Here is a 25,746-nt window from a genome sequence, read left to right on the forward strand (position 1 = left end):
TAATTACACACACACATACTAACGTGCCACTAGTTGACACTTAAATCAAATTTTTTATGAGGGCATTGCATACCAAGAAATCTAAACCTGTTTTATCTTGTTTGGTAGTAATTTATACCTACCCAACTATAAACATTAGTTCAATTTTATCAAAGTCATACATAATCTTCAATAGTTCTGCCTGGAGGTTCTAGCAAGTTCTTCAATATCTTTCAATAAAAGCTCGTATTTCCTATCAAGATCACTATTGCTTAAAGGTGTATATCTAATTGAGATTCTTATGCTACTAAGTTGTGAATATAAATCATATATAGCCCTAGTTGGTAAGCCAGATACTATTTCGAGATAGCTAGCTAAAGCTTCTCTACCAGCAAATAAGGCAGCAGGTACGCCATAACTGTTAGAAGCTATTAATACATTAGTTAATTCATTTTGAGGTATTAATTTAAGCAATAAGCCATAGGATCTAATTACTTCGGGAAGATTATTTTTTAGTGCTACAAATAATCCAGATATCCCATCTGATCGTTTAGATATTACGGTATCCAGAAGCATACTATTAAAGAATTCACTTAATATACAATCCTTAAAGATCATTGCTTTTTCTAATAACTTCCCAAAAGCATCTACAGCCCCATGATGTCCCTCTTGCATAGCCATAAACAAGCCTGGTATACAATCATCACCACTTTTGCACATTAGTAAATCAAATAACATATCAGCCAGCGGAATATCTTCTATGTATCCTTTCATACTAATAAATCTATCTAACAACACTCCAAAAGCAGCTACTGAAGCAGTGTTTCCTTCTTGCAAAGCCATAAATAATCCATCAATGTTTGTACTATTTCTAGCCTTCAACAATTTAAAAATCATATTTACAAGCTCATCGTGAGATATACAACCTCTCATTGATATTAGTTTATCAACTAATAAACTAAAAATAGCAACAGAACTAGCATGTCCTCTATGCAGAGCTGTAAACATAGGAGTTGCATCATAAGAGGGCGAGCAATGTGAAATCAAGATATAAATAATATCAGCTAATTTACGAGGTGATATAATGCCATTTAGTAACAATAAGACTTTGTCTAATAATCCCGAATAAGCTTCTACAGCTCTAACCTTATTGTTATACATTCCCACAAGTAAAGCAGATATTCCATCATTTCTTTTAGCCAATACAATATCCAAAACTATACTGGCAAAATCATCAGGAGACATTCTGCCTCTAATCGTCATCAGTTGATTTTCAATCAAGACACCATATGCGTCAACACAATCTTTATACCCTTCTTGCATAGCTACAAATAGAGCATAATCACCATTATCGTTTTTAGAAATTAATAACTCTGGCAGTAGATCTATTTGCTCATCACAAGAAAGTGACTGCAAAAAATAGTCATATGCTATCAAAGATTGTGGATTATCATTGGCCATGAGAGCATAAAGAGCGGGAAATCCATCACTATCCTTGATACAAAATACTTCTTTTCTAACTTCTTTGGGCGCATACACTAATAGTGAACTATATGCACCAACAATATCAATATTATTCATTGCTAATGATATAAATATTCCGGGTATATTGTCACCTCTCCTAGCCATTAATATATCTAGCATCATAGAGTTAAACATACGTTCAGGTATACTGTACCTTAGTAGCAAAAATTTGCTTATTATCCCACCAAAAGCAATTACCGTATCAGTATGACCTTCTTGCAAAGCAAAAAATAACCCAGTAACACCAGTATCAGCTTTAGGTATTAATAACTCAAAAATCATATATGCCATATCAGTGTGGGATACATGATCTTTCATAATAAGTAATTTATCCAACAATTCAGAAAAAGCATGTACTGTATCAACATGACCATTTTGCAAAACTAAAAATAGTCCAGGAAGTGCATTATTATTTTTACAATTCAATAATCTAAAAATCATACTTGCTATATCAGCATCAGGTATATGTTCTTTCATAACAAATAAGATATCTATTAATGTTCCAAAAGCACGTACTACACCAGAATGACCCTCTTGCAAAGCATAGAAAAGACCAGTAATTCCAATGTTATCTTTAGAATTCAACAATTCAAAAATCATATTAGATAATTTTTTACTATCAACAATATCTTTGAGTATAAAAATTTTATCCAAAAGACGGCCAAAAGCTAAAACAGCATCGCTATTATTTCCAAGCAAAGCCGTAGAAAGAGCAGATAGTCCATCTCTACGCTTGGCCAACAAAATATCAAAAAATATTCTAGAAAAATTTTCTATACCAATCATTAATCTTATATTAATCAATCTATCGAGCAATAAACCAAAATTATTAATACATGCAGTATATCCATTTTGCATAGCCATAAATAAAGCAGGTACACCATTAGATGATTTAGTGTGTATAATATCAGGTAATAAACTTACGTTCTCGTCATAAGAAAGTTCTTCCAAAAAACTATTATATGATCTTATAGAATTAGGTCTATTTTGTTCCATAGCCAACTGAAGCGCGGAAATGCCTAAAGAGCTTTTAGCAAAAAAAATCTCCCTTCTAACATTAGCACTTAATGTTGAAAACGATCTAGATCTTACTATTTCTCTAATATCCAACGAACTAATATCACTAGACATCATATGGTATATCATGCACCCAGAAATATTATCTCGGGACATAGTTTCTAAAGTTGAAAAATGCAAACTTGCTTCTCTTGTATCAGAGTACTCATATACTGCACATTCACTCTCTATTGGACCCAATTGGGTATTTTCAAAATAATCTTTATAAGAACTTTTACTTATAAACATTCTCAAAGAAAATCTGCTTGAATCCAGAAATTCTTCGCAACTTGAAACTTTGCTACGTGATAAAACATTGGTTTTATTTGGATCAAAAAAATGTACTACCCAACTATCTGTCAATGCTCCTTCTATTTTACTAGTTTTATGCGTGATCTTAAAAGACATTGCATGACTGCAACTTTGCAAGATAAAAAATCTCTGTTCCCCGGAAGTGGTGGTAGACGCTATTTCGTGCAAAAAGTTACCAAATCTATCACAAGGTATAATATGCCTAGCACACGAATTTTCTATTATGCTTTTATAAATTTCTTTGAAATTATCAGGAACTGCTCTCTTCACTGAATCTTCATCTGAAAACAGTTCACTAATTTTAATTTTTTCGTTACTTCTATAACAACTAATGCTATTTAAAGTAAATATTGAAACCAAATGGGAACAATTAATAACTTCACTCCCAACTTGGACCAAGCAATTCAAATTCACCAAACTTCCAACATTTTTTTTAGATATATAAGGCGAATCCTTTCTGTCAGATGGTATTACTTCCATCGAACAAGAGGATATATGAACATTCGTATCGTAATTAGGGTTCATGTCACTTTGCTTTGTTTTATTATTAGCATAAATCTATAACTGGCGTACCACGTTAGCATCTTTAGCACAAATCTGCATAGCAAAAACTGCTTGATAAACAATAATTATCTATATTAAGTTATCGGGCTATTAAGGCAAAATTACACATGGCAATATGACATTATTGGCATCTAGATTAATTTTTATGGAAGTCTTGCATTACAAATTAAAAAACTTGAGTCTGTTATTTACATTATTTTATTTTGTTTGGCGGTAATTTATACCATCTATCAAAAATGTTTACCATTATATACGCTCTTTAACCTAACAATTAAAAAAAATTATAATTTTTTTTAGCAACAAACAACCGAATTATGTAGCAGCTTTATTACACAGTTATGAACAAACCAATAGTACCTTCATATTCATAATTTTACAGATTAGTAAATTTAATGCCTCAAACAACACAAATTAATTATCTGATACTCAACTTTTAATAGTTCTGGTTAGAACTATCAACAAGCTCTTTAATCTTTTCCAATAAAAGTTTATACCTTCCGTCAAAGTCGCTATTATATAAAAGTGTATGTCCAATTGATCCTCTTATGCTCTTAAGTTGTGAATACAAAGCATATATAACACTAGTAGGTAAGTCAGATATAACTGCAAAATAACTATCCAAAGCTTCTCTAGCAGCAAATAACGCAGCAGGTACTCCAAAACTATTAGAAGCTACTAATACATTAACTAATTCATCCTTTGGTATTAAGCTAAGCAATCGTCCATAAGATTTAACCGCTTCAGGAAAATTATTTTTTAGTGCCGCAAATAAACCAGATATACCATCTGATCGTCTAGATATTACGGTATCTAAAAGCATATTATCAAAGAATTCACCTAATATATAATCCTTAAATATAATTGTTCTTTCTAACAATTTTCTAAAGGCATCTACAGTACCATGGTGTCCCTCTTGCATAGCCATAAACAAACCTGAAATATTATTATCACCACTTTTGCACATTAATAAATCAAATACCATATCAGCCAATAAGACATCTTCTACGTATCCCATCATACTAATAAATCTATCTAACAACACGCCAAAAGCAGCTACTGAATCAGTATTTCCTTCCTGCAAAGCCATAAATAATCCGTCAATGTTTGTGCTAGTTCTAGCTTTCAACAATTTAAAAATCATATTTACAAGCTTATTGTGAGATACATAACCTCTCATTAGTATTAGTTTGTCAATTAGCAAAGCAAAAGCAACAACAGAACCAGCATGCCCTCTACGTAGGGCTGTAAACACGGGACTCTCACCATAAGAAGGTGAGAAATATGAAATCAAGGCATAGATAATATCAGCTAATTTATCATCTGATATAGTGCCCCTTAATAATGATAAAACTTTATCTAATAATCTTGAGTAAGCTTCTATAGCACTAACTCTATTATTATATACTCCCATAAATAATGCAGATATTCCATCACTTCTTTTAGCGGATACAATACTTAAAACTAGGTTAGCAAAATCATCGAGAGACATTTTGTCTCTAATTGTCATCAATTGTTTTTCTATTAAAACACCATATGAGTCAATACAATTAGCATATCCTTCCTGCATGGCTACAAGTAGAGCAGGGTCTCCATTACTATTTTTAGAAATTAATAACTCTGGCAATAGATCAATTTGCTCATCACAAGAAAGTGCCTGCAAGAAATAATTATATGCTGCCAAAGATTGTGGATTATTATGAAACATGAATGCATAAACGGCAGGATATCCATCACCATCTTTAAGACAAAATATTTCTTTTCTAACTTCTTTAGATGCATATACTAATAATGAACTATATGCACCAACAACATCCATATTGTTTTGTGATAATGGTGCAAATATGCCGGGTATATTGTCACCTCTTATAGCAGATAATATATCTAACATCATAGAATTAAATATCTTTTCAGATATACTGTGCTTTAGTAAAACGAATCTACTTATTAACCCGCCAAAAGCAAGTACCGCATCAGTATGACCTTTTTGCAAAGCAGAAAATAGACCAGTATCACCTGCGCCATTAGACATCAATAATTCAAAAATTATATCTGCCATATAAGCACCAGGCAAATAATCTTTCATAAGAAGCAATTTATCTACCAAAGTGCCAAAAGCAAGTACTGTATCAGAACAACCCTTTTGCAAAGCAAAAAATAGAATGGGAATTCCTCTTGTATCTTTACAATTCAACAATCCAAAAATCATATCAGATAACTTTTTACTATCCATAATATCTTTAAGTATAAAAATTCTATCTACAAGCCTACCAAAAGATAAAACAGCTCTAGTATTATTTTTTGATACAGCTATACAAAGAGCAGACAATCCATCTTTACGCTTTGCTAGCAAAGTATCGAGGAGCATTCCATAAAAATCTTCTATAGACATTCTATATCTTATATTCATTAATCTATCGAGCAACAAACCAAAATTATCAATACTTTCACTATTATCTTGTTGCATAGCTATAAACAATGCTGGCACGCCCTCAGGAGACTTATTATTTATGATATCGGGTAACAAATTTACTTGTTCATCATAGGAAAGTTCCTGTAAAAAATTATCATACAGTATTACGGAGTTAGGCTTATCCTGTTCCATTGCCAAGTGAAGTGCAGAAACACCTGAAGAGTTTTTAGCAAAAAATATCTCTCTCCTAACATCACAACTTAACGTTGAAAAAGATCTAGATTCTAGTACTCCTCTAATATCAAACGAACTAATATTGCTAAGCATCATATGATATATCATACATCCAGAAATTCTATCCTGAGACAGAGTTTCTAAAGTTGAAAAATACAAATTTGCATCTTTTATATCAGAATACTCATATATTGAGCATTCATTTTCTATTGTCTCAGATTCATTATTTCCAAAATAATCTTTATAATAACATTTACCAACAAACATTCTTAAAGAAAATTTTCTTAAATCTAGAAATTCCCCGGGATTTAAAACTTCGCTCCGCGCTATAACGTTAGTCCTATTAGGATCAAAAAAATGCACTACCCACCTATTTCTCGATATCCCTCCTACTTCCTTAATTTTATGCATAATCTTAAAAGACATTGCATGATTACAACTCTGCAAAATAAAAAATCTCTGCTCCCCAGAAGAGGTGGTAGATGCTATTTTGTGCAAAAAATTACCAAATTTATCACAAACTATAATATGCCTACCACACGAATTTCTTATTATATTTTTATGAACTTCTTCAAAATTACCAAAATTACCGAAAACTGTTTTTTTATCAGAAAATGCTCTTCTTATTGAGTCTTCATCTGAAAACAATTCACTAATTTTCATTTTACTGTTACTTCTATAACAATCCATGCTATTTAAAGTGAATAGTGAAGAAAATTGAGTACAATTGGCAATTTTTCCATCAACTTTAACTTTGCCATTTAAATTTAACAAACTTCCAACATTTTTACTAGATATGTATGGTAAATTCTTTTCATCAGATGGTATTATTTCCATAGAATGTGGGGACATATGAAAATGCGTGCTGTAACTAAGATACATTTCACTCTGCTTTATTTTATCATCATAATTACTACTATAATTCTACATATATAACTACGCTTTAGAATATTTAACATAATATGCATATACAAAAAATAATCTTCTAATTCTAAAAAAATTACTTACCTTACATTAAGTTAATATGTTAGTGGGTGATTTACTATATGTAATGGTAATTATTGCCAAGTTTTTCCATTAACAATATTAATTATTTAATGAAATTTAAACACTGCAAATTAGGAAAATTAAATATGTTATATTTTGGTAGTAATTTATGCATCTGGCACACAAATTTTAACGATTATGCCTAGAGTTTCTAGCAATTTCTTTAGCCCTTTCTAGTAAAATGGTATACTTTCCATCAAGATCACTATTACCTGAAAGTGTATGTCCAATTGACCTTCTTATGGTCTTAAGTCGTGAATACAAAGCACATATAACATTGGTAGGCAAGTCAGATATTATTTCGAAATAACTACTCAAGGCCTCATTACCAGCAAATAAGGCAGCAGGTATGCCAAAACCATCAGAAGCTACTAATACATTAACCAATTCATCCTTTGGTATTAAGCTAAGCAATCGTCCATAAGATTTAACTACTTCAGGAAAATTATTTTTTAGTGCCGCAAATAAACCAGATATACCATCTGATCGTCTAGATATTATGGTATCTAAAAGCATATTATCAAAGAATTCACCTAATATATAATCCTTAAATATAATTGTTCTTTCTAACAATTTTCTAAAGGCATCTACAGTACCATGGTGTCCCTCTTGCATAGCCATAAACAAACCTGAAATATTATTATCACCACTTTTGCACATTAATAAATCAAATACCATATCAGCCAATAAGACATCTTCTACGTATCCCATCATACCAATAAATCTATCTAACAACACGCCAAAAGCAGCTACTGAATCAGTATTTCCTTCCTGCAAAGCCATAAATAATCCGTCAATGTTTGTGCTAGTTCTAGCTTTCAACAATTTAAAAATCATATTTACAAGCTTACTGTGAGATACATAACCTCTCATTAGTATTAGTTTATCAATTAGCAAACCAAAAGCAACAACAGAACCAGCATGCCCTCTACGTAGGGCTGTAAATATAGAACCCTCATCGTAAGACGGTGAGTAATATGAAATTAGGGCATGGATAATATCAGCTAGTCTATCATCTGATATAGTACCCCTTAATAATGATAAAACTTTATCTAATAATTTTGAGTAAGCTTCTATAGCACTAACTCTATTATTATACATTCCCATAAACAATGCAGATATTCCGTCACTTCTTTTAGCAGACACAATACTTAAAACTAGGTTAGCAAAATCATCGGGAGACATTCTATTTCTAATTTTAATTAATTGTTTTTCTATCAAAACACCATATGCGTCAATACAATCAGCATGTCCTTCTTGCATGGCCATAAATAGAGCAGGGTCTCCGTTATCATTTTTAGAAATTAACAACCTTGGCAATAAATCCATTTGCTCATCACAAGAAAGTGCCTGCAAGAAATAATTATATGCTGTCAAAGATTGTGGATTATTATGAAATATTAACGCATAAATGGCAGGGTATCCATTACTATATTTAACACAAAATATTTCTTTTCTAACTTCTTTAGATGCGTATACCAGTAATGAACTATATGCAGTAACAACATTAGTATTATTTTTTATTAATGGTATGAATATGCCAAGTTTATTATTGCCTCCCACAGCCATTAATATATTTAGCATCATAGAGTTAAACCTAAATTCAGGTATACTGTGTCTTAGTGACGAAAATTTACTTACTAACCCACCAAAGGCAATAACTGTATCAAAATGGCCATTTTGCAAAGCAGAAAATAGACCAGGAGCTCTTTTGTTATATGTATAACTCAATAATCTAAAAATTATATTAGATAATTTCTCACTACCTATACTGTCTTTAAGTACAAAAATACTATCAAAAAAATTACCAAAAGCCAAAATAGCCTCAGCATTATTTTTCGATATAGCTATAGAAAGAGCAGAGCACCCACTTTCACGCTTTGAAAGCAAAACATTAAATAGTATTTCAGAAAATTTTTCTACAGATAATCTATGTCTTATATTAATTAGTCTGTTTATCAACAAAGCAAAATTATTAATACATTCAATGTTTCCATCTTGCATGGCCATAAATAATGCCGGTACTCCTTTAGGTGATTTAGTGTGTATAATATCAGGTAACAAACTCAATTCTTCATCATAAGAAAGTTCTTTCAAAAAGTCATCATAGGATATCATAGAGTTAAAATAGTTTTGTTCCATAACTAACTGAAGAGCAGAAACACCTAAAGAGCTTTTGGCAAAAAATATCTCCTTTCTAGCATTAGCACTCAACGTTAAGAAAGATCTGTATTTTACTACTCCTCTAATATCCAATGAACTAATATTATTAGACATCATGTGATATATCATGCACCCAGAAATATTATCCTGGGATAAGGTTTCTAAAGTTGAAAAATCCAAACTTGCTTCTCTTATGTCAGAGTACTCATATATTGCACATTCATTTTCTACCGGCCCTAATGATTTAGGGCCTCCAAAATAATCCTTATAGGAACATTTTTTTATAAACATCCTTAAAGAAAATTTACTTAAGTCTAGAAATTCATTACAATTTAAGACTTCGCTACGTGATACAACATTAGTCTTATTAGGATCAAAAAAATGTACTACCCATCTATCTGTAGATACTCCTTCTATTTTTTTAGGTTTATGCATGACCTTAAAAGACATTGCATGACTGCAACTTTGTAAGATAAAAAATCTCTGCTCCCCAGAATGGGTGGTAGATGCTATTTCGTGCAAAAAATTACCAAATTTATCGCAAGCTATAACGTGCCTGGCACATGAATTTTTTATTATATTTTTATAAATTTCTCTAAAATTACCAGGAACTGCCCTTCTTATTGAATCTTCATCATAAAACAGTTCGTTAATTTTAACTTTTTTGCTACTTCTATAAGAATCAATGCTATTTAAAGTAAATAATGAAACTAAATGAGAACAATTAATAATTTCCCTATCAACTTCAACTTTGCCATTTAAGTTTAATATATCTCCAACTTTCTTATTAGATATATAAGGCAAATCCTTCCTGTAGGACGGTAATTCTTCCATAGAATATGAGGCTATATGAGCATGCTTATTGTAATCGAAATCCACGGCATTCTTCTTTATTTTACCATCAGTATTATTACTATAGATCTATATTACAGGACATTACTCTAGCACTTTTAATACGAACGAGTATATCTAGTAGATAACTTAAGTACAATTACATATATCTGGAGCTTCTAGCAAGTTCTTTAATCTTTTCCAATAAAAGTTTATACTTTACATCAAGATCGCCATTACTTGAAAGCATATGTCCAATAGATCTTCTCATGCTATTAAGTCGTGAATACAAAGCATATATAATCTTAGTGGGCAAGTCAGATATTATTTCTAAATAACTATCCAAAGCCTCCTTACCAGCAAACAATGCAGCAGGTGTACCAGAACTATCAGAGGCCACTAATATGTCAACTAATTCATCTTTAGGTATTAGGCTAAGCAATAGCCCATAAGATTTAACCACTTTAGGAAAATTATTTTTTAGTGCCGCAAATAAACCAGACATACCATCTGACCGCCTAGAGACTACAGTATCTAAAAGGATAATATTAAAATACCCACTAGATATATCATCCTTAAATACAATTGCTTTTTCTAATAATTTCCTAAAAGCATCTACAGTACTATGGTGTCCTTCTTGCATAGCCACAAACAATCCTGGAATATCATCACCACCACTTTTACACATCAGTAAATCAAATACCATACCGGCCAATGTAATATCTTCTATGTCTCCTTTCATACTAAGAAATTTATCCAACAATGAGGAAAAAGCATCTACAGTACTATGGTGTCCTTCTTGCATAGCCATAAATAATCCGTCAATATTTTTTATGGTTCTAGCCTTCAACAATTTAAAAATCATTTTTGCTAGTTTATCGTGAGATATATGATCTTTCATTAATATTAGTTTATCAACTAATAAACCAAAAGCAGTAATAGAACTAGCATATCCTCTAGATAATCCCACAAACATAGGACTCTCACCATAGGAAGGCGAGTAATAGGAAATTAAACTATAAATACTATTAGCCAGTCTATCATATGATATAACACCATTCAGTAGCAATAAAACCCTATCTAATAACCCTGCATAGGATGCTACAACATTAGTTCTATTCCTGTACATTCCTATAGATAAAGCAGATACCCCATCACTCATCTTAGCAAATGCAATATTTAAAACTAGACCAGCAAAATCATCAGGAGACATTCGGTCTCTGATCATCATTAATTGATTTTCTATCAAGATGTTATATGAATCAATGAAACTACTACATCCTTCTTGCATAGCTAAAAATAGGGCAGGAACATTATTATTATTTTTAGAAACTAATATCTCTGGCAGTAGCTCAATTTGTTCATCACAAGAAAGTGCTTGCAGAAAATGCCCGTATGATATCATAGATTGTGGGTTATTATAAAACAAAAAGCCCCAAAGGGCAGGTGATCCATTACTATCTTTAACACAAAATATTTCTTTTCTAACTTCTTTAGATGCATGTACTAATAGTGAAGTATATGCACCAATAACATCAATATCGTTTGAAGCTAGTAATTCAAATATTCCAGGTGTGTTGCTACTTATTCTAGACATCAATAGATTTAACATCATAGAGTCAAAAATAGCTTTAGGTATACTGTCCTTTAGGAGCACAAATTTACTAATTAATCCACTAAAAGCAATTACTGTATCAGTATGACCTTTTTGCAAAGCAAAAAATAGACCAGTGTATCCTTCATTATTAGTATATCCTACATTAAGTTTATTATACAACAATCTAAAAATCATTTTTGCCATACGACCTTCAGGTACATGCCCCTTCATAACAAGTAGCCTATCTATCAATGTCCCAAAAACACGTACTGCATCAGCACAACCTCTTAGGAGAGCATAAAACAGACCAGCATTTCCGTCTTTATCTTTATAATCCAACAACATAAAAATCATATTAGACAATTCTATGCTACTGATCATATCTTCTTTAAGTATAAAAGTTTTATCCAAAAGATTGGCGAAAGCTAAAATAGCACCAGCATTATTTTGGCACATAGCTATAGAAAGAGCAGACAAGTTATCTACACGTTTGGCCAGCAAAATATCAAAGAAGAGCATTCTAGTAAAACATCCACCAATGCTATGTCTTAAACTAATCAATCTATCTATCAATAAACCAAAATTATCAATACACTCAGTATGTCCTTCTTGCATAGCCATAAATAAAGCCAACGCACCTTCAGATGATCTGATTTTAAGAATATCAGGTAACAAATTTACTTGCTCATCACAAGAAAGTTTTTCCAAAAAATTATCATACGATCTTATAGCGTCAGGATTATTTCGTTCCACAGCCACATGAAGCGCAGAAGTACCTAGGGAGCTTTTATAAAAAAATATCTCCCTTTTAATATCAGCACTTAAAGTTGAAAAAGAACTTGACTCTACTACTCTTACAATATCCATTGGACCAATCTCATTAGACATCATATGATGTATCATGCACCCAGAAATACCATCCTGGGACATGGTCTCTAAAGTTGAAAAACCAGAACTTGCATTTCTTACATCAGAATACTCATATATTGCACACTCATCTTCTATTGGCCCTAATTTAACATCTTCAAAGTAATCTTTATAAGTATCTTTAGTCATAAACATTCTTAAAGAAAATTTACTTAGGTCTAAAAATTCTTCATAGTTCAAAACTGCGCTACGTGATACAACATTAGTTTTATTAGGATCAAAAAAATGTACTACCCACTTATCTACTAATACTCCATCTACTTCCTTGGCTCTATGCATAATCTTAAAAGACATTACATGATTACCGCTATGTAAAATAAAAAATCTCTGCTCCCCAGGAGTAGTGGTAGATGCTATTTTACTCAAAAAATTACCAAACCTATCACAAGCTATAATATGCTTTCCACATGAGCTCCTTTCTATTTTAATTTCATGAACTTCTTTAAGATTATTGAGAGCCGCTCTTTTTACTGATTCTTTATCCGAAAACAGCTCATTAATTTTCATTTTTTTTCTACTTCTATAACAAGTAATGCTATTAAGAGTAAATAATAAAGATAAATCTTCGCAAGAAATATCTTTCCCATCAACTTCAACCTTGTTATTTAAACACAATAAACTTCCAACATTTTTTTTAGATATATAAGGAGAAATCTTTTCATCAGATGGCACTATCTCCATCGTATGTGAAGATATATGAATATGTGTACTACAGCCAAAGTCCATGTCTAAAGTCCATGTCATTCCGATTCTGTATGAGCATTAACACTATAAGTATTACTACTATATGTTGTGCTTGATATAGATATAAGAACAAAATGTAGAGCACCACTTTATCATGATCAACATAAATTTTCATAGAAAAAATAGTATTCTAAAACAATTTCTTATGTTTATTTGGTATCTTATTGAATAATACATATTAAGTTAGAAATTTCTAGCAAGTTCCTTAACATTTTTTAATAAAAGCTCATATTTTCCATTAAGATCGCTATCACTTGAAAGTATATGTTCAATCGAAATTTTTATGCTATTAAGTCGTGAATATAAAGCACATATAACCTCAGTAGGCAAGTTAGATATTATTTCCAAATAACTACTCAAAGCCTCATTACCAGCAAATAACGCAGCAGGTACACCCAAACTGTCAGAAGCTATTAACACATTAACTAATTCGTCTTTAGGTATTAAACTGAGCAATAGTCCATAAGCTCTAATTACTTTAGGAAAATTATTTTTTAGCGCTATAAGCAACCCAGATACCCCATCTGATCTTCTAGATATTACAGTATTTAACAGCATATTATTAAAATATCCACTAAACACATGATCCTCAAATATCATTATTTTTTCTATTAATTTTCTAAAAGCATCTACAGCTACATGGTGTCCTTCCTGCATAGCCATAAACAAACCTGGAACATCATCATCACCACTTTTGCACATTAATAAATCAAATAGCATATCAATCAGTGCAATCAGTGGGATATCATCTGTATATCCTTTAATACTAATAAATTTATCTAACAAGAAACCAAAAGCAGTTATTTCATCAATATTACCTTTTTGCAAAGCTATAAACAATCCATCAAAGTTTTTTCTATTTCTAGCCTTCAATAATTCAAAAATCATGTCCACAAGTTTATCGTGAGGTATATAATTTTTCATTGATACTAATTTATCAACCAATAAACCAAAAGCGGCAATAGAACCAGCATATCCCATGTGTAGGCCTGTAAAAATAATACTCTCACCATAGGAAGGAGAGCAACATGAAATTAATTTATAAATAATGTCAGCTAATTCATAATCAGATATAGTTCCCTTTAACAGTAATAAAACTTTGTCTAATAATCCTGCATAAGATTTTATAGCACTAACTCTATTGTTGTACATTCCCATAAACAGAGCAGATATTCCATCAGTTCTTTTAGCAGATACAATATTTAAAACTAGATTAGCAAAATCACCAGGAGACATTCTATCTTTAACCGTCATTAATTGATTTTCTATCAAAGTAGCATATTCATCAATACAAGTATCATATCCTTCCTGCATAGCCAAAAACAGAGCAGGATCACCTTTATCATTTTTAGAAATTAATAGTTCTGGAAGTATATCCATTTGCTCATCACAAGAAAGCATCTTCAAAAAATAATCATAAGTTATTATAGACTGTGCTTTATTAGAAGATATGAGTGCATAAAGGGCAGGAAATCCATCATTATCTTTAATGAAAAATATTTCTTTTCTAACTTCTTTGGGCGCATAAACTAATAATGAACCATATGCAGCTATAACATCAGTACTATTTTTTATTAATGACATTAATATGCCAGATAAACTGTCACTCCTCCTAGCCATTAATATATCTAACATCATAGAATTAAACCTAGCCTCAGGTATACTCTGCTTTAAGAGAGCAAATTTACTTACTAACCCACCAAAAGCAATTATTGTGTTAGTATACCCTTCTTGTAAAGCAAAAAATAAACCAGGGATACCTGTATCAGATTTAGGCATCAATAACTCAAAAATCATATTCGCCATATAACTATCGGATACATGTCCTTTCATAGCAAGCAATTTATATATCAATTCAGAAAAAGCAAATACTGTATTAGCATGATTATTTTGTAAAGCAAAAAATAAACCAGGGATAGCTGTATCAGATTTAGCAATTAATAACTCAAAAATCATATTCGCCATACGATTATCAGGAACATGACCTTTCATAACAAGTAATTTATCTATCAATGATCCAAAAGCACGTACTGCATTAGCATGGCCGTCCTGCAAAGAAAAAAATAGGCCAGGAATTCCTCTATTTGTTCTAGATCTTAACAGCCTAAAAACCATATCCACTATATAACTATCAGGAACATAACCTTTCATAACAAGTAACTTATCCACCAATAATCCAAAAGCAACAATTGCACTATCAGATCCATAAGACAAACCTATGAACAATGCCGTTCTACCATCATTGTACTTATGATGTAACAACCTAAAAATTAAATTAGATAATTTTATACCATCCATAACATCTTTAAGCATAAAAATTCTATCCATAATCCTACTAAAAGCTAAAATAGACCCAGCTTTATTTTTAAATAAAGCCATAGAAAGAGCAGACAATCCATCTGTACGCTTAGCTAAAAAAACATCGAAGATTATTTCAGAAAAATTTTCTATAGGTATTCTGTGTCTTACATTCATTAATCTATTTATCAATAATCCCAAACTATCAATACTTTCATTACTTCCATTTTGCATAGCTACAAACAAAGCTGGTGCTTCTAAATGTGACTTAGATAGTACAATATCAGGCAATATACTTACTTGCTCATCATAAGAAAGCTCTTCCAAAAAATTATCATACGATCTTATGGAGTTAAAATTATTATGTTCTATAGCTAAGTGAAGTGCGGAAATATTTAAGGAGCTTTTAGCAAAAAATATCTCTTTTCTAACATCACTACTTAAGTTTGAAAAAGACCTAGATCTTGCCAATTCTCTAATATCTAATGATCTAATATTGCTGTACATCATATGATATATCATGCATCCAGAAATTCCACATTGAGACAGAGTTTCTAAAGTTGAAAAACACAAACTTTCATTTTTTCTATCAGAGCATTCATATACTGCACATTCATTTTCTACTGGACCTAATCCAGAACCTTCAAAATAATCTTTATAATCACTTTTACTCATAAACATTTGTAAAGAAAATTTACGCAAATCTAGAAATTCATCAGTATTTAAAACTTCACTGCGCACTACAACATTAGTTTTATTAGGATCAAAAAAGTGTACTACCCACCTATCTAATAATAATTCTCCTACTTTCTTAGTTTTATGGATTATCTTAAAAGACATTACATGACCGCAACTCTGCAAGATAAAAAACCTCTGCTCCCCATAAGTTGTGCTGGATGCAATTTTATGTAAAAAGTTACCAAAATTACCACAAGCTATAATATGTTTACCACATGAATTTTTCACCATATTTTCATGAATTCCTTTAAAATCGCCAGGAATTGCTCTTTTTATTGAGTCTTCATCTGAAAACAGTTTGCTAATTTCCATTTTTTTGTTATTTCTATAACAATCAATGCTATTAAGAGCAAATAATGAAGACAAATAGGTGCAAGAAATAATTTCCCCATCAATTTCAACTTTGCCATTTAAGTTTAATAAACTTCCAGCATTTTTCTTAGATATATAAGGCGAGTTCTTTTCGTAAGATGGTATAACTTCCATTGTATGCGAAGATATGTGAACATGTGTGTTGTAATTAAAATTCATGTCTACTATGCTTTATCTATTATTATTGGATTAAGAGCTATCGTATCGTGACCATTATACTTATTATTCGGGATGTGTGTACGTCTAAATTGTTCTGTGGCACAATCTTTGTATTAAATAAGTATAATATTTGTGCATAATAACACATAACCAATTAGTCTTATTTTACTTATTGGTGATTTATAATTTCTATCAATGTAGCTCTTGAATAACGTATTATAAAATCTTCTCGAGTATAACAGATCTGGCCTGATAATTAGGCACCTATAAGACAAGCCCCCAAAGATCCCTTCGCATGCAATCGGTAGGACTGCATTTTTACCCGTTCTAAACTCGCAAGCTACAAATATACCGATTACACTCACCAATATATGCAAAATATACTGCAAACGCATGTATTAATTTTATATATTCAATAATATAGAAGCCATACGTAACATAATCATTAATAGGACCTATCAGTAACACCCAAGTCATGAGTAACAAATCATGCTGTTTTACACTACTATATTAATATTAATTAATTTATTTTCTGCCACTAACTTTAACACTATTATTGTATTGACATATATATAAAATAAAAAAATCATGTAAAGGTTTTCTTAGTGCGATAGGTTATAACCACTTGTGCAATATAACATAACAAGTCAGTACCGATCAAAGCAAAGATTACTTGCGTCATTTTTTGCAAAAAATTAATCTACATCATAAGGAAGTAATTGTAGATATAACTACTGACATGACATCATCAGAAAACAAACTTATTAATTCTAAATAAGAATATAAAGCTTCTTTACCTGCAAGTAATGCAGCAGGCGTGCCATGATTATCGAACGCTATCAATACATCAACCACCTTGGTTTCAGGTATCAAATTAAGCAGTGGGGCATAAGATCTAACCACATCAGGATAATTATTTTTCAGTGCCACAAACAATCCAGACGTACCATCTAATTGTTTAGACATTACAATGTCAGTAAGCATATGATCAAAATATTCACTATATATATCATTCTTAAAGAGCATTATTCTTTCTAATAAGCCACAAAAAGCAGTTATGCTAGTAGCATGACCATTTTTCATAGCCACAAACAAACCAGGAACACCATCGCTACTCTTACACATTAGTAAATCAAATACCATATCAGCCAATTGTGCATCTGGAACATAACCCTTCATAAGGAGAAGCCTATCTATCAATGAACCAAAAGCAAGTACCGCTTCAGCATGACCTTCCTGTAAAGCAATAAATAGTCCAGTAGATCCAGTATTATCCTTGGACATCAAGAGCTCAAAAATCGTACTTGATATGTAAAGATACGAAACACTATCTTTCATAACAAGCAATCTATCTACCAACAATCCAAAAATCATTACCGTATCAGCATGTCCATATTTCAAAGCACAATATAGACCAGAAACTCCTGTACCATCTTTAGCTATCAACAATCTAAAAATCATATTTGCCAAATCTATATCAGGTATATGTCCTTTCATAACAAGCAATCTATCTATCAATAATCCAAAAGAGCATACAATATCAGCATTACCTTCTTGAAAAGCAAAGAATACACCTGGAACTCCTGTACCATCTTTAGCCATCAACAATTCGAAAATCATATTTGCCAAATTTATATCAGGTATATGTCCTTTCATAACAAGCAATCTATCTATCAATAACCCAAAAGCAGATACTGTATTAGCAATCTCTCCTTGAAAAGCAAAGAATAAACCGGGAGATCCTGTACCATCTTTGGCCATCAACAATATAAAAATCATATTTGCCAAATTTATATCAGGTATACGTCCTTTCATAACAAGCAATTTATCTATCAATGTCCCAAAAGCTATAATTGCATTATAGCACCCTCTGGATAGAGCTAAAAACAATCCTGTCGTACCAATATATGATTTATAATGTAATAAGCCAAAAATCATATCAGATAATCTTTCATTACCTATATTATCATTAACTATAAAAATCCTATTCATAAGATTACCAAAAGCTAAAATAGCATCAGCATGATTTCCATATAAAGCCAAAGAAAGAGCAGTAAATCCACTGTTACGTACAGATAAAAAAACATCAAACAACATGTTACAAAAATTGTCTGGAGTCATTCCAGGTCTTATATTTATTAATCTATCTATCAATAAACCAAAACTACTAACACATTCAGCATGTCCTTCTTGCATGGCTATGAATAAAGCTGTTGCCTCAGATGAAGATTTATCATTTATAATCTCAGGCAACAAACTTAATTGTTCATCATAAGAAAGTTCCTGCAAAAAATCATTATATGATTTTATAGAGTTAGGTCTATTTCGTTCCATAGATGCATAAAGTGCAGTAACATTGGAAGAGCTTTTTGCTAAAAATATCTCTCTTCTAATATCACTGCTCAACGTTCTAAAAGGAGTATGTTTTACTGCCTCCATAATGTTAAATGAACTAATATTATCAGACATGATATGATATATCATACAGCCGGAAATTCCATATTGAGATAGAGTTTCTAGGGTTAAAAATTTTAAGCTTGCAGGTTTTTTGTCAGAATACTCTTGAATTAAACATTCATGATCTACTATACCTGAATTAGAATTTCCAAAATATAATTTATAATTATCTTTACTGATAAACATCTGTAAGGAAAACTTTTCCTGGTCTAGAAAACTCTCATAATCTAAAACTTCACTACGTGTTACAACATTAGTTATATTAGGATCAAAAAAATGCACTACCCATTTGTTTAATGATGCTCCACAACTTTCCTTAGTTTTATGCATGATCCTAAAATACATCACATGATTGCAACTATGTAATAAAAAAAATCTCTGTTCACAGCAAGACATACTAGATGCTATTTTATGCAAAAAATTACCAAATCTACTGCAGGCTATAATGTGTCTGCCACACGAATTTTGTACAATATTTGGATATATTTCTTTGATATTTTCTGGAATTACTCTTTTTACTGATTCTATATCCATGAAAAATTCATTAACTTTAATTTTTTTACAATTATTATAATAATCGATGCTATTCAACATAAGCAATGAAGATAAGTGAGAACAAACAATAGTTTCACCATAGGCCTCAACTCCATAATTTAAGTTTAACAAGCTCCCAACATTTTTCAGGGATATATAGGGCAAAGTTTTTTCTTCAGGTGACACTGCTTCCATCGAATACGAGAGCATGTTAACACGCGTACCGTAATTAGTATTCACGTCATTCCAATTTAATCATTGTACTGTAATAGTGAGTTTTGTTTAGTTACACAATACACCCACGCACATTACTGATAGATAGATCAGTCTTGTTCTGTTTTGATAAAATTACTGCGCCACAAATGCCCAGCATAGAGCATGTTATGCTGTATCCATTTACCTTGTCTAATAAGAATTTATACCTTATATGGAGGCATCTATCACTTAAAAACATATTATTGATTGATCTTCTTATTTTTTTAATTCTTAAATAAAATGCAAATCATCGCGTATGATCATATCAGGTAAAATGGCTATTATTGTTAAGTAGTACTCTACGGCCTTCTTACCCAAATCAAAACACCAGGATCCCCGGAACAATCTGACGCCAGCAATATACTAACCGCTCTAGATTCTGGTATTAACTTAAGCAACATGGAATAATATTTAATTACATTGGATGGAAAAATTGTTTTTTTATCGATATGGATAAACCAGAAGTACTGTACTATAGTTTAGAATTTACAATGTCCAAAAGTTCACCATATAAAATATCTACTATCGTTTATACTGTAGCATGGGAGAACAATTGCAGTAAATGACTAACAATCCGTAACGTTACGAACTACATCAGTATAAGCATCTTGCATTACAAGTTGTGCCATAAAATCCAGACTTAATTTTTTTTATCCTATCCAACAACAGCTTGTACCTTAAACAAAAATTACTATCACCCAAAAATATGTGAGCAATCGATTTTCTTATGCACTTAAATTCTGAGTATAAATTTTGTATAACGCCATAGGATGATAACGATGATATTATCGACAAATAAGCATCTAAAGCCTCTTTACCTGCAACTAATGCACCAGGCACACCATGGCTATTCAATGCCACTAACACATCAACTAATTTATCTTCTGGTATTACAGTTAACAATGATGAATAACAATCAATAACATTGGGTAAATTACTATCTAGTGCAATAAATAATCCAGATGTACCATCCGATCTTCTGGATATCACAATCTCCAGTAGCATGTTATTAAAAGGATTGTTATCCATAGCATCCTTAAAAACAGTTATTTTTTCTAGTAGTTTACCAAAAGCACGTATGGTACCGCAAAGACCATTTTCCATAGCAATAGATAAACCAGGAACACCATCACCACTTTTAGCCATTAGTAAATTAAATACCATAGTAGCCAACTTCTCGTCTGATATACATCCTCTCATAGCAAGCAGTTTATCTATAAGACAACCAAAAGAAAGTACAGCTCTACTATTTCCTTCTCGCAAAGACGTAAATAATCCGAAAGTACCATGCTTATCAGTAGAGGATAATAATTTATAAATCATTTCTGCAAGTTTATCGTGAGATATACAGCCTTTCATAATAATCAATTTATCAATTAATAAACCAATAGCACAAATAGAACTAGCATATCCTTTATTTAGAGCTAAGAATAAAGTGGTTTCACCATTACAAGGTAACGGAGAACATATTAAATTAAAAATAATATCAGCCAATCTATCATCCGGTATGGTTCCCTTTAACAAGAAAACTTTATCTAATACTTTTGCATAAGCACCTACAGCATCTGCATTATTCTTATTTAATCCCACGAATAAGGCTGATATTTCGTTATTCCTTTTCCCCGACAATAAATTAACAACTATATCAACAAAACTATCCTCAGGTAACATATCTTTCATTAAATTTAATTGACATTCTAATAGAGTAGCATATGAACTAATACATTCAACATGTCCTTTTTGCATAGCTATAAAAAGGGCAGGGGTCCCAGTATAAATCTTAGAACTTAACAATTCTGGTAACAAACTAATTTGCTCATCGCGAGAAAGCGCTTGCAGTAAATAATCATACGCCTTTACAGATTGTGACTTTCCTTGCTCCATAGCTGCATAAAGGGCAGGAGCACCTCTGCTATTTTTAGCAAAAAATAATTTTTTTCTAGTTTCTTTATTTATGCATGAACTAATTCTTTTTGTTATATCTGTTAAACAGAATGAAGCATACTCATCAAACATGATATGATATATCATGCAAGCAGAAACATTATATTGAGATAAAGCTGACAGTGTTGAAAATTTAAAATTAGCTTCAGCTTTATCTGAGTATTCATATACTACGCACTCATTCTCGGCCTCTGATTTATTGTCTTCATTTGTATAGAAAAAATATGATTCATAAAAATTATTATTTATAAACATATTAAGAGAGAAAACGTCTGAATTTAAAAAATCTCTAGGAGCTGAAACTTCACTACGAGATGTAATATTGGTTCTATTAGGATCAAAAAAATTAACTACCCAAGTATTTTTAATAAATTCTGGATATTCTCTAATTTTACGTGAAATCATGAACGACATTGAGTGAATAGAGCTATCTATTAAGAAAAATCTCTGTTCATTAGGGTTCATTCTTATAGAGATTTTGTACAAAAAATTACCAAAATTATTACACGGTATTATGTGTCTGCCACATGATCTTTCCAATATATTTTTATACAAATTCTCAACATTAGGTGGAGCAGATTTTATTATTGAATCTTTGCTTGCAAACAAGCTATTAACCTTAATCCTCTTACCTTTAGTGTAGCAATCAACACCATTAAACATAAATAATGCAGATAAGTGAGTACAAAAAATAACCTGACCATTAACTTCAATCTCTCTATTAAAGTTAACTACCTCGGCAACACCTCTGGGAGATATATATGGTCCTGTTTTACAATCAGGAAATATTTCACATCCAGAATTAGCATATATTCGAGCTGTTTGATTAAAATCTGCACACACAGCAAAAACTCCATTTTACTTATTTATCTATTTGTATGTATACATGAAGAAAAACAACTACTTCAAAAAACCATATAAAGTATATGATATATAAGCAAATAAAATCTTAAATTAGTAACGCTGTATTTTCAAAAAATTAACAACAATTATGAGTACACAAATACCACTCTTATAAAAAATTTATCATGTAACTTGTGTGTAATTTATCGTAATCTGTCCCATTTGCCATTTGCCGTATATGTCTTAATTATAGCGGTTATTATTCATACACATAAAACAATGGGTTCCGTTACGTAGCCACTGAACGAGATAACAGTTTTCTACGAATTAAGTACACTTTATTAGCATGGAAGCAACTATAACGTTCACAACAATAATTACTAACACTATCTACAAATAAGATCTGTATTGTTTTGATCGTTTTTCTATATTATAAATTAGCAATATATTCATCTCAATTTACATCAATGAACATCTTACATTACAAGTAGTAGTATGCGAGACTTGCGATGCTGCTTTATATTCTTTAATTCTACACATTAAGATTTTATACCTTTCATCAAGGTTACTATCATTCAAAAATATGTGAGCAATTAATTTCCTTATACGTTTGAGTTCTACGTATAAATCATGTATAACATCACCAGGCAATAAAGATATTATTGACAAATAAGACTCTACAGCTTCTTCACCTGCTAATAATGCCCCAGGAATGCCGTGAGCATTAGAAGCTACTAATATATCAACCAATTTATCTTCTGGTATTACAGCTAACAATGACGAATAACAATCAATAACATTAGATAAATTGTTTTCTAGTGCAATAAACAACCCAGGAGTCCCATCTGGTAGTCTGGATGATACAATCTCCAGGAGCATGCTATTAAAAAGCTTGCTATCCATACCATCTCTGAGGATAATCATTTTTTCTAGTAATTTACTAAAAGCAAGTATGGCATTGCAATGATGATTCTTCATAGCAATAAGTAAACCAGGAGTTCCATTGCCATTTTTAGACATTAGTAAACAAAATACCATAGTAGCTAATTGCTCATCTGTAATATATCCTTTCATGGTAAGCAATTTATCTATAAGACAACCAAAAGAAAGCACAGCATCACTATTTCCTTCTTGCAAGGCCATAAACAATCCGTGCGTACTATAGTCATTAGTGGACGCTAATATTTTGTAAATCATACGTGCAAGCTTGCCATCAACTATACAACCCTTCATAGCAAGCAATAAGTCAATTAAAAAACCAATAGCATAAACATAATTAGCATGCCCTTTATATAAAGCTAAGAACATAGCAGTTTCACCATTTAAAGGAATGGGGTAACATATCAAATCAAGAATAATATCAGCCAGTTTATCATCTGACACAATTCCTCTCAGTAGTGATAAAACTTTACCCAATAAATCTGCATAAGCCTCTACAACATCTGCATTGTTTTCATTTAAAGCTATCAATAAGGCTGATATTCCATCATCTCTTTTAGCTAATAAAAGATTAAAAACCGTATCTACAAAACTATCTGCAGACATTATATGTTTTATCAAGTTCAATTGAGATTCTAATAAGGAACCAAATTCACCAATACATTCAATATGTCCTTCCTGCATAGCTATAAAAAGAGCAGGTACTCCTTTATTTTTAGAACTTAATAATTCTGGTAGGAAACTAATTTGCTCAGCACGAGAAAGTGCCTGCAACAAAAAATTATAATACTTTACAGATTGTGCCTTTCCTTGTTCCATAACGACATAAAGAGCAGGAATACCTGTGCTATTTTTAGCAAAAAATACTTTCTTTCTAATTTCTTTATTCATGCATAAACTAACCCTTTTGGGCATATCTCTTAAGCAGAACGAAGCATTTTCATCGTACATGACATGGAATACCAAGCAAGCAGAAACATTATATTGAGACAAAGCCGATAATGTTGAAAATTTAAAACTGGCTCCAATTTTGTCTGAATATTCATATACTATGCATTCATTCTCTTCCTCATTATCTGTATCTGTAGGAGAAAAATATAATCTATACAAATCTCTATTAATAAACATTCTAAGAGAGAAGGTCTCTAAATTTAAAAAATCTCTAGGATCACAAACTTCACTACGAGATGTAACATTAGTTCTATTAGGATCAAAAAGATTAACTACCCAAGTATCAAGTGTAAACTCTGGATATTCTTTAATTTTACGTGAAATCGTAAATGACATTGAATGAGTAGAGCTCTCTAATAAGAAAAATCTCTGCTCTTTAGGATTCATTTCCAAAGAAACTTTATACAAAAAATTACCAAAATCATTACACGGAATTATATGTCTACCACATGATCTTCTAAATATAGTTTTATATAAATCTTGAATATTAGTAGGAGTTTCCTTTATTATTGAATCCTTACTTGTAAACAAGTCATTAACCTTAATCCTGTTACCTTGAGTATAATAATCAATACCCTTAAGCATAAATAATGCAGATAAGTGCTTGCAATCAACAAGATGGCCACTAATTTTAACTTTTCCATTAAGATCGCAAATTTTTCCGTAGCTTCTAGGAGATATATAGGGATATGCTTTGCTATCAGAAGGTACCTCACGTCCAGAATGAGCATGTATCCGAGCTGCTGAATTAGGACCCACAGCCATTGCAAAATCTCCGTTTGTTTATTATTTGCATATGCAATAGTAAAAAAACCACCTCAGACACCTATCTGAAGTATGAATTTATGAATACACAACGAAATCTGCA

General features: G+C 31.4%; 8 protein-coding genes. All 8 read right to left on the reverse strand.

Annotated elements, in window-relative coordinates; genetic code table 11:
* Window positions 1–168: 168 nt before the first annotated feature.
* Window positions 169–3,396 (reverse strand): ShET2/EspL2 family type III secretion system effector toxin, encoded by a 3,228-nt coding sequence (locus A6733_RS03320; protein ID WP_092460417.1) that lies wholly within the window; start codon window positions 3,394–3,396, stop codon window positions 169–171.
* Window positions 3,397–3,868: 472 nt separating this feature from the next.
* A complete protein-coding gene (locus tag A6733_RS03325) occupies window positions 3,869–6,961 on the reverse strand; it encodes a ShET2/EspL2 family type III secretion system effector toxin (RefSeq protein WP_092411537.1) in 3,093 nt (1,030 codons plus the stop codon).
* Window positions 6,962–7,255: 294 nt separating this feature from the next.
* Window positions 7,256–10,168 (reverse strand): ShET2/EspL2 family type III secretion system effector toxin, encoded by a 2,913-nt coding sequence (locus A6733_RS03330; RefSeq protein ID WP_092460420.1) that lies wholly within the window; start codon window positions 10,166–10,168, stop codon window positions 7,256–7,258.
* A 112-nt stretch (window positions 10,169–10,280) separates the two neighbouring features.
* Window positions 10,281–13,370, reverse strand: a complete 3,090-nt coding sequence (locus A6733_RS03335) for a ShET2/EspL2 family type III secretion system effector toxin (protein WP_176696763.1) — start codon at window positions 13,368–13,370, stop codon at window positions 10,281–10,283.
* A gap of 201 nt (window positions 13,371–13,571) precedes the next feature.
* On the reverse strand, window positions 13,572–16,955 hold the full coding sequence (locus A6733_RS03340; RefSeq protein ID WP_092460425.1) for a ShET2/EspL2 family type III secretion system effector toxin: 3,384 nt from the start codon (window positions 16,953–16,955) through the stop codon (window positions 13,572–13,574).
* A gap of 705 nt (window positions 16,956–17,660) precedes the next feature.
* Window positions 17,661–20,186, reverse strand: coding sequence for a ShET2/EspL2 family type III secretion system effector toxin (locus tag A6733_RS03345; protein WP_092411541.1), 2,526 nt, complete (start codon window positions 20,184–20,186; stop codon window positions 17,661–17,663).
* 609 nt (window positions 20,187–20,795) lie between these two features.
* Window positions 20,796–22,988, reverse strand: coding sequence for a ShET2/EspL2 family type III secretion system effector toxin (locus tag A6733_RS03350; RefSeq protein ID WP_092411542.1), 2,193 nt, complete (start codon window positions 22,986–22,988; stop codon window positions 20,796–20,798).
* 459 nt (window positions 22,989–23,447) lie between these two features.
* Entirely contained in the window at window positions 23,448–25,643 is a 2,196-nt protein-coding gene (locus A6733_RS03355) for a ShET2/EspL2 family type III secretion system effector toxin (protein WP_092460427.1), read from the reverse strand.
* Window positions 25,644–25,746: the final 103 nt, after the last annotated feature.

Origin of the sequence: Candidatus Ichthyocystis sparus (assembly GCF_900078745.1) — a bacterium.
GTDB classification, from domain to species: Bacteria; Pseudomonadota; Gammaproteobacteria; order Burkholderiales; family 2013Ark19i; genus Ichthyocystis; species Ichthyocystis sparus.

Coding starts and splice junctions, on each gene's coding strand:
- A6733_RS03320 (WP_092460417.1), bottom strand. CDS start 3,396: ATGAACCCTAATTACGATACGAATGTTCATATATCCTCTTGTTCGATG.
- A6733_RS03355 (WP_092460427.1), bottom strand. CDS start 25,643: ATGGCTGTGGGTCCTAATTCAGCAGCTCGGATACATGCTCATTCTGGA.
- A6733_RS03335 (WP_176696763.1), bottom strand. CDS start 13,370: ATGGACTTTGGCTGTAGTACACATATTCATATATCTTCACATACGATG.
- A6733_RS03325 (WP_092411537.1), bottom strand. CDS start 6,961: ATGTATCTTAGTTACAGCACGCATTTTCATATGTCCCCACATTCTATG.
- A6733_RS03340 (WP_092460425.1), bottom strand. CDS start 16,955: ATGAATTTTAATTACAACACACATGTTCACATATCTTCGCATACAATG.